2 protein-coding genes are annotated in these 2824 nt (G+C 45.8%); both read right to left on the minus strand.

The window, feature by feature from the left end; all coding sequences use genetic code 11:
- Positions 1 to 324: 324 nt before the first annotated feature.
- Positions 325 to 2535, minus strand: a complete 2211-nt coding sequence (gene feoB / locus ACO4PX_RS09500; RefSeq protein WP_485572433.1) for a ferrous iron transport protein B — start codon at positions 2533 to 2535, stop codon at positions 325 to 327.
- Between the two features lie 10 nt (positions 2536 to 2545).
- Positions 2546 to 2773: a FeoA family protein gene (locus ACO4PX_RS09505; RefSeq protein WP_040649687.1), complete on the minus strand. Its 228-nt coding sequence runs from the start codon at positions 2771 to 2773 to the stop codon at positions 2546 to 2548.
- Between the last annotated feature and the right edge of the window lie 51 nt (positions 2774 to 2824).

Consider the following 2824-nt stretch of genomic DNA (forward strand, 5'->3'; position numbering starts at 1 on the left):
TATAAAGCTCTACTGAATAAGACCGTTCGCATAACGAACTTATTTACTATATTATAGCAAAACCGTCATTTTCCAAAGGTTTATTCTAAAAATTAATATTCTTTAGGATTTCTTCAAAAAAACTTGGCTTTTAGAATATCTTTTTTCGGCTATCTTTTTTCCCTATCTATCGAAAATGACAGTAAAAACCGGCTCAATGCGCAACAAAATATCTCCGGCTTTGCCTTTGTCATTTTCTAAGAATTAGAAATGAAAAAGAGCCCTGCGAGGCAGGAGCTCCTTTTCAAGCTCTTTCCGTTTTCCGGAACACATTCATAAAAGTCTTTATGCCATAGCCTTCTCGACTGCCAGCTCTTCGGAATCGGAAAGAGTTGCCGCTTCCTTGTAAGGTCTGAACAAGCCCCAAAGTCCTGCAAGAATCAGGATAAAGGCAACGATGGTGAATGGGTTAAAGGCAACCTCACCGGTTACTAAACCGCCTACCTGATAAATAACCAGAGATACACAGTAAGCCAGGAAGCACTCCCAAGCAATAGCGAAGATGGTCCATCTACCGTTGTTCATCTCTCTCTTGATAGCACCGATAGCTGCAAAGCAAGGTGCGCAGAGAAGGTTGAAAGCAAGGAAGCTGTAGCCTGCTACGCCGCTGGCAAAGTATTCCTTAACCTGTGGCCAGATTGCCGTACTGTCATCTTTTAAATCTACGCTTCCCGCATAGTGGAAGAGGGTACCGAAGGTTCCTACTACGTTCTCCTTCGCGATAAGTCCGGTAAGAGCTGCCACAACAGCCTTCCACTTTCCCCATCCGAGAGGAGCAAAAAGCCAAGCCAAGGCATTACCAAAAGCTGCCAGGATAGAAGTATCCATATCTTCCTCAGGAAGATACTGTAAGCTAAAGTTAAAACGGGATAAGAACCATACCAGAATGGTTGCCAGAAGGATAACGGTTCCCGCCTTCTTAACGAAGGACATTCCTCTTTCTCCTACACTCTTTAAAATATCAATCGGTCTTGGCATGTGGTATGCAGGAAGCTCCATAACGAATGGTGCCGGCTTTCCGGCAAACATCTTGGTCTTCTTTAATACGATTCCGGAGAATACGATAGCACAGATTCCTAAGAAATATGCACTCCAGCCTACCCAAGCAGAGTTGTCAAACATTGCACCTGCTAAAAGAGCAATAATGGGAAGCTTTGCGGAACAAGGAATGAAGGTAGTGGTCATAATGGTCATACGACGATCTCTATCATTCTCTACGGTACGGGATCCCATAACACCGGGAACACCGCAACCGGTACCGATCAACATGGGGATGAAGGACTTTCCGGAAAGACCGAACTTACGGAAAATTCTATCCATGATGAAGGCAACTCTGGCCATGTATCCGCATCCCTCCAGGAAAGCAAGGAAGAGGAAGAAGGTCAGCATCTGGGGTAAGAATCCGATTACCGCACCCATACCGGCAATGATTCCATCGATTACAAGTCCCTGAATGGCCTCACTTACATTCATAGCTTCCAGTGCAGAGGTAGCAATGCCCGGAATAGATGGAACGTCCACCAGACCGAAGAAAGACCATGGATCGGAGCCGAACAAAACGTCATTTACCCAGTCGGTCATTGCAGTTCCAATGGTAGAAATAGAAATGTAGTACACCAGGAACATCGCTGCGGCGAAGATGGGGATTGCCAGAAAACGGTTGGTTACGATGGCGTCAATCTTATCGGAAACAGTAAGTCCCTTCTGGGCTCTCTTTACATAAGCCGCATCGATAATGCTCTGAATATAGTTGTATCGCTCATTGGTGATGATACTCTCGGAATCATCGTCCTCCGCCTTCTCTACAGCGGCAATGATGCTCTCCACATCCAAGTTCTTCGCCTTCTCCGGCATTTCATTACGAATCTTATCATCTCTTTCGAAAAGCTTGATGGCGAAGAAACGCTTCTGGCTCTCCGGTACATTGCCCTCCAAAAGATTCTCAATGGAGTTGATTGCTCCTTCCACCTGTTCAGAGAACCTGTGCTGTACGATAGCACCGTTCTTCGCATTAGCTTCTGCAACGGCTAAGGCAGAGGCCTCCGCCACACCCTTGTTTCTTAAAGCGGAAATGCTGACTACCTTACAGCCCATAGCCTTTCCAAGCTCTTCCAGATTCAGCACATCTCCATTCTTCTCTACTACGTCCATCATGTTGATGGCCATAACAACGGGGATGCCCAATTCCTTCAACTGAGTAGAAAGGTAAAGGTTTCTCTCTAAGTTGGTTCCGTCCACGATGTTTAAGATAGCATCCGGGCGGTTATTGATCAAATAATTTCTCGCTACCACTTCCTCCAGGGTATAAGGAGAAAGAGAATAAATTCCGGGAAGGTCTGCGATGACCACATCCTTGTGTCCCTTAAGCTTTCCTTCTTTCTTTTCCACAGTTACACCGGGCCAGTTTCCTACATACTGGTTGGAACCGGTGAGCTGGTTAAACAATGTGGTTTTGCCGGCATTCGGGTTTCCGGCAAGCGCGATGGTAATGGCCATGTCTCTCCTCCTAGTTCTTTAATTCTACTTCAATCATCTCGGCATCTGCTTTACGAACGGATAATTCATATCCCCGTACTGTAAGCTCCAAAGGATCTCCCAATGGCGCCACCTTACGAACAAAAAGCTCCGCTCCCTTGGTTAGGCCCATGTCCATAATTCTTCTCTTTACAGCGCCCTCGCCTGATAGTTTCTTTACGACAGCACTCTGTCCCGGTTTTAAATCTTTCAGTGTCATCTTGTCCTCCACCTTCTCTCGCTAGTAATACTCTCTAAAATTACTTCTCTT

Source organism: Oribacterium sp., from assembly GCF_057249185.1.